4 protein-coding genes are annotated in these 6,309 nt (G+C 70.8%); all 4 read left to right on the top strand.

Annotated elements, in window-relative coordinates; translation table 11 throughout:
• Positions 1 to 113: 113 nt before the first annotated feature.
• The 4 genes from ABZS80_RS31295 (at position 114) to rpsL (ending at position 6,308) form a co-directional block, all read left to right on the top strand.
• The gene (locus ABZS80_RS31295) at positions 114 to 4,001 is read left to right on the top strand and encodes a DNA-directed RNA polymerase subunit beta' (protein ID WP_355061524.1); all 3,888 of its coding nucleotides are present in this window, start codon (positions 114 to 116) and stop codon (positions 3,999 to 4,001) included.
• 111 nt (positions 4,002 to 4,112) lie between these two features.
• Positions 4,113 to 4,481 (top strand): hypothetical protein, encoded by a 369-nt coding sequence (locus tag ABZS80_RS31290; protein WP_355061522.1) that lies wholly within the window; start codon positions 4,113 to 4,115, stop codon positions 4,479 to 4,481.
• Positions 4,482 to 4,978: 497 nt separating this feature from the next.
• Entirely contained in the window at positions 4,979 to 5,401 is a 423-nt protein-coding gene (locus tag ABZS80_RS31285) for a hypothetical protein (RefSeq protein ID WP_355061532.1), read from the top strand.
• Positions 5,402 to 5,933: 532 nt separating this feature from the next.
• Positions 5,934 to 6,308 carry a 30S ribosomal protein S12 gene (rpsL, locus tag ABZS80_RS31280; RefSeq protein ID WP_007465318.1) on the top strand — a complete coding sequence of 125 codons (375 nt, stop codon included), beginning with the start codon at positions 5,934 to 5,936 and terminating at the stop codon, positions 6,306 to 6,308.
• Position 6,309 lies beyond the last annotated feature (1 nt).

Raw genomic sequence — 6,309 nt, 5'->3', positions numbered from 1 at the left:
GCGCCCCCCCTACCTGTTGATTCGTGTTATGCGGGTTTTGGGGGGCCCCGGGCCCCCCCCCCCCCCACCCCGCCCGTTAGCTAGGCAGTACAGACGACGACATAGGGGACATAGTGCTCGACGTCAACTTCTTCGACGAGCTGCGCATTGGCCTCGCCACCGCCGACGACATCCGTCAGTGGTCCCACGGCGAGGTCAAGAAGCCCGAGACCATCAACTACCGCACCCTGAAGCCGGAAAAGGACGGGCTCTTCTGCGAGAAGATCTTCGGTCCGCAGCGGGACTGGGAGTGCTACTGCGGTAAGTACAAGCGGGTCCGCTTCAAGGGCATCATCTGCGAGCGCTGCGGCGTCGAGGTGACCCGCTCCAAGGTCCGCCGGGAGCGGATGGGGCACATCGAGCTGGCCGCTCCGGTGACCCACATCTGGTACTTCAAGGGCGTGCCGAGCCGGCTGGGCTACCTGCTGGACCTCGCCCCGAAGGACCTCGAGAAGATCATCTACTTCGCCTCGTACGTCGTGACGAGCGTGGACGCCGAAGCGCGTCACCGTGACCTCTCGACCATCGAGAACGAGATCCTGGCCGAGAAGCGGCAGGCTGAGAACAGCCGCGACTCGGAGATCGAGAAGCGGGCCGCCAAGCTCGAGGCCGACCTGGCCGAGCTGGAGGCCGAGGGCGCGAAGGCGGACGTCCGGCGCAAGGTCAAGGAGGGCGGAGAGCGCGAGATGCGCCAGATCCGCGACCGGGCCCAGCGCGAGATCGACCGCCTCGACGAGGTCCTCGACACCTTCCGCAAGCTCGAGCCGAAGCAGCTGGTCACCGACGAGCTGCTCTACCGCGAGCTGCGCGACCGCTTCGGTGAGTACTTCACCGGCAGCATGGGCGCCGAGGCCATCAAGGCGCTGGTCCAGAACATGGACCTGGAGGCCGAGGCCGAGAGCCTGCGCGAGACCATCCGGTCCGGCAAGGGCCAGCGGAAGATCCGGGCGCTCAAGCGGCTCAAGGTCGTGGCGGCGTTCCAGAACACCCGCAACTCGCCGCTCGGCATGGTGCTGGACTGCGTCCCGGTCATCCCGCCGGACCTGCGTCCGATGGTGCAGCTGGACGGTGGCCGCTTCGCGACCTCCGACCTGAACGACCTGTACCGACGGGTGATCAACCGGAACAACCGCCTCAAGCGGCTGATCGACCTCGGCGCGCCCGAGATCATCGTCAACAACGAGAAGCGGATGCTCCAGGAGGCCGTCGACGCGCTGTTCGACAACGGCCGTCGCGGCCGGCCGGTCACCGGTCCGGGCAACCGCCCGCTGAAGTCGCTCTCCGACATGCTCAAGGGCAAGCAGGGCCGGTTCCGCCAGAACCTGCTCGGCAAGCGCGTCGACTACTCCGGCCGTTCGGTCATCGTGGTCGGCCCGAAGCTCAAGCTGCACCAGTGCGGCCTGCCCAAGCAGATGGCGCTGGAGCTGTTCAAGCCGTTCGTGATGAAGCGGCTGGTGGACCTCAACCACGCGCAGAACATCAAGTCCGCCAAGCGGATGGTCGAGCGGCAGCGGCCGGTCGTGTGGGACGTGCTGGAAGAGGTCATCGGCGAGCACCCGGTTCTGCTGAACCGGGCGCCGACCCTGCACCGGCTGGGCATCCAGGCCTTCGAGCCGCAGCTGGTCGAGGGCAAGGCCATCCAGATCCACCCGCTGGTCTGCACCGCGTTCAACGCCGACTTCGACGGTGACCAGATGGCGGTCCACGTGCCGCTGTCCGCCGAGGCCCAGGCCGAGGCGCGGATCCTGATGCTGTCGTCGAACAACATCCTCAAGCCGGCCGACGGCAAGCCGGTCACCATGCCGACCCAGGACATGGTCATCGGCCTCTACCACCTCACCCACCTCACCCCCGGTGGGCAGGGCGAGGGCCGGGCGTTCAGCTCGGACGCCGAGGCGCGGATGGCCTACGACAACCGTGAGCTGCACCTGCAGACCCCGGTCAAGATCCGCCTGCGGGGCATCGTCGGGGTCGACAACGGCGCCGGCGCGGAGCCGTGGGTCGCGCCCGAGGGCTGGGTCGAGGGCGAGCCGGTGACGGTGGAGACCACCCTGGGCCGGGTCCTGTTCAACGAGACGCTGCCGCAGGGCTACCGCTTCGTGAACTACGAGATCCGCAAGGGCCAGCTCTCCGCGATCGTCAACGACCTCGCCGAGCGCTTCCCGAAGGTGGCCCTGGCGGCCACCCTCGACGGGCTCAAGGAGGCCGGCTTCCACTGGGCCACCTGGTCCGGCGTCACCATCGGCATGGAGGACGTCATCGCTCCTCCGCGCAAGCGGGAGATTCTGGACAAGTACGAGAAGGAAGCCGACCGGATCGACAAGCAGTACCAGCGTGGTCTGATGACCGCCGAGGAGCGTCGCGGCGAGCTCATCGAGATCTGGACCAAGGCGACCAACGAGGTCGCTAAGGAGATGGACACCGCGCTGCCGCAGGAGAACCCGCTGTGGAAGATGATCAACTCGGGTGCCCGCGGTAACCTGCTCCAGCTCCGGCAGATCGCGGCGATCCGTGGTCTGGTGGCCAACCCGAAGGGTGAGATCATCCCGCGGCCGATCAAGGCCTCGTACCGGGAGGGTCTGTCCGTGCTGGAGTACTTCATCTCCACGCACGGCGCCCGGAAGGGTCTCGCGGACACCGCCCTGCGTACCGCCGACTCGGGTTACCTGACCCGACGTCTGGTGGACGTCTCGCAGGACGTCATCATCCGCGAGGAGGACTGCGGCACCGACCGCGCCATCCCGATGCAGATCGGCGAGCGGCTCGACGGCAAGCTGGTCGTGCACGAGCACGCCGAGACCAGCGTGCACGCCCGTACCCTGGCCGACGACATCAAGGGGCCGGACGGCACCGTGGTGGCCCACCGGGGTCAGGACCTCAACTCGATCCTGGTCGACGCGATCGTCGCGGCCGGGACCGAGACGGTGCGGGTGCGCAGCGTGCTCACCTGCGAGTCGAAGCTGGGCGTCTGCGGTGCGTGCTACGGCCGCTCGCTGCCGACCGGCAAGAGCGTGGACGTCGGCGAGGCGGTCGGCATCATCGCCGCCCAGTCGATCGGTGAGCCGGGTACGCAGCTGACGATGCGTACCTTCCACACCGGTGGTGTCGCGGGTGAGGACATCACCCAGGGTCTGCCCCGTGTCCAGGAGATCTTCGAGGCCCGGGTCCCGAAGGGTAAGGCGCCCATCGCCGACACCCCGGGTCGGATCCGGATCGAGGACGGCGAGCGGTCCCGCAAGATCGTCGTCATCCCGGACGACGGCAGCGACGAGATCGTCTACGACAAGATCTCGAAGCGGGTTCGGCTCCGGGCGCACGACGGCGACCACGTCGAGGTCGGCGAGAAGCTCACCGAGGGCACCATCGACCCGCACGAGCTGCTGCGCATCCTCGGCCCGCGCGCGGTCCAGGTCCACCTGACCCAGGAGGTCCAGGAGGTCTACCGCTCGCAGGGTGTGCTCATCCACGACAAGCACATCGAGATCATCATCCGCCAGATGCTCAAGCGGGTGACGGTCATCGACTCCGGCTCGACCGAGTTCCTGCCGGGCGTGCTGGTCGACCGGGCGCTGTTCGAGTCGGAGAACCGCCGGCTCGTCGGCGAGGGTGGCGAGCCCGCCGCCGGTCGCCCGGTGCTGATGGGTATCACCAAGGCCTCGCTGGCCACGGACTCCTGGCTCTCGGCGGCCTCCTTCCAGGAGACCACCCGGGTGCTGACCGACGCGGCGATCAACTCGCGCAGCGACTCGCTGGTCGGCCTCAAGGAGAACGTGATCATCGGAAAGCTCATCCCGGCCGGTACGGGCATCAGCAAGTACCGCAACGTCCGGGTCGAGCCGACCGAGGAGGCGAAGGCCAAGGTCTACTCGATGACCGGCTACCCGGAGACGGACTACGGCTTCGGGCCGGCCAGCGGCCAGGCGGTGCCGCTGGACGACTTCGACTTCGGGTCGTACCGCTAAGCAGTGGGAAACGACGAGGCCCCCGGCACCCGCCGGGGGCCTCGCCGCGTTCCCGGACGTGTCGAGCGGCCGTGGGACCCTCCGGTGGCGCGTCGGGGCATGATGGTGGGCATGACGACCGTGCCCGGGCAGGTGCCCGTCGTTCCGCAGGGGCACCGCCATCCGCTCGACCCCGAGCCGGTCCGCTCGACCAAGGCCCGCGCCGTCTTCGCCCTCGGGCTGATCGGGGCGCTCACCGGCTTCTTCGTCGGCGGGGTGGTGCCCGCGACCATCGCGCTCACCCTGGCCCGGCAGGCCCGCCGGGAGGCGTACGTCTCGGGTGGTTTCCTCACCGGCGCCGGCTGGCTGCGCCGCGGCGAGCAGTTGGCCTGGACGGGCCTGCTGCTCGCGGCCGTCGCGATCGTGGCGGCCGTGGTGGTCGGCCTGGTCCGGCTGGCGGGCGCCCCGTTCGGGCACGACTTCGCCCCGAACGTCGACTGACCGGGCGGGGGAGCCCGCACGCGCCCGACCCCGCCGGCGCGACCCGCGACGGTAGCCTGGCCGGTGTCCGCCGCGCGGTGGGCGCGCCACGTCGACAGGAGGACCCCGTGACGGAACCGGCCCCGCCGCCGGGAGGCGACCCGACCCGCCCCGGCACCGGGGCGGACGCCGCCGGGCCGCCGCAGTCGGCCCCGCCCGGGTCCTGGCCGCCCGCCGGGCCGTATCCGCCCGCGCCGCCCGGCCCCCCGGCACACCACGCCGGGTACGCCGCCGGGCCGTCGGCTCCGCCCGGTTCCCCGTCACAGCACACCGGATACCCGTCTCCCGCCGCCCCCGGACCGTCGACCCCGGCCGGCTGGCCGGCGTCCGGGGCGTACCCCGGGAACCTGCCGGCGTCCGGGGCGTACCCGGGGAGCCAGCCGGCGCCCGGCGGTGGGTGGGCGGCGCCGGGGAGCGCGCCGGCCGGCGGTGGCTGGGGTCCGGTGCCCCCGGCGTCGGTGCCGCCGCCCCCGCGCGAGGCGCCGCGCCCGCCGAAGCGCGTCGACGCGGTCCCGGGCACCCCGTTCGGGGTGGTCCACCTGGACGTGCCGCCGGTCACGTCGGGGCTCGCCATCGGGTCGCTGGTGATCGGGGTCGCCTCGATCCTGGTGTCGCTCCTGGTCCTCTGCTTCGGCGTGGCCGGGCGGAACTACGGTGGCGCCTGGGCCGCCGGGGCGTTCACCGTGCTGGGGGTGATCGCCGGCACGGCGGCCGTCGTGGCGGGGCTGCTGGCCCGGCGGCAGATCGGGCGGCCGGCGCCGCCGCCAGCGGTCCGGTTCACCGGGCGCGGCCTGGCCGTCGCCGGGCTCAGTTGCGGGGGAGTGGGCCTGCTGGTGAGCCTGGCCGGGCTGGCTCTGGCCCTGGTGGTGCAGATCACGTGACCGGGCCGGGCGGTCGGGCCGCGCATTGACCGGCAATGACCGGTATGCCGGGATCTCCGGTGCGCGGGTGGAAGCGGGGCCGCCGGGCCGAGCGCCGTGGAAGCCGGTACACTTGTCACCGTAGGTGCCCATGACGGGCGCGTGGGCACGATGTGATCGGCCGTCGGACCGCGACGCGGTTCTCCCGAGCCGCTCCGTTTTGACCGGCGCGGCTGTGGTAGGTACTCTTTCCCCTTGTGCCCGGGCCAGCCCGGGCAATGCGTGCGTGCGCTGGAGCCGGTGAGCCGGTGATCGCGCGGCCGCACGACAGAGCCGCAAGACCTGGCGTCGGGAGTTTCCTGCGCCGGTGACAAAAACCCGGTCGGACACGCACGTGACCGGGCCGGAACCGTGACTCGGGCGACACGCCCGACCGCGGGTGCTGGGACCCCGTCAGGTGGCCCTGGTTGGAATGTAGGAGAGCCGTCCATCAGGCCGGCTAGAGCAGACGGCGCGGTCGCCTCGCAGCGGCCGAAGGGAGCGGAGAAACCCGGTGCCCACCATTCAGCAGCTGGTCCGAAAGGGCCGTCAGGCCAAGACGACCAAGACCAAGACCCCGGCGCTCAAGGGGTCTCCCCAGCGGCGCGGCGTGTGCACCCGCGTGTACACCACCACCCCCAAGAAGCCGAACTCGGCGCTGCGCAAGGTCGCTCGCGTCAAGCTCAGCAGCCAGATCGAGGTGACCGCCTACATCCCGGGCGTCGGCCACAACCTGCAGGAGCACTCGATCGTGCTCGTCCGCGGCGGTCGTGTGAAGGACCTCCCCGGCGTGCGGTACAAGATCGTCCGCGGCTCGCTGGACACCCAGGGTGTCCGCAACCGCAAGCAGGCTCGCAGCCGTTACGGCGCGAAGAAGGAGAAGAGCTGAC

The organism is Micromonospora sp. NPDC005305 (assembly GCF_040607315.1).
In the GTDB taxonomy this organism is placed as follows: domain Bacteria; phylum Actinomycetota; class Actinomycetes; order Mycobacteriales; family Micromonosporaceae; genus Micromonospora.
Note: the sequence above shows the minus strand (reverse complement) of the source record. Positions and strands in the feature narration are given on the sequence as shown.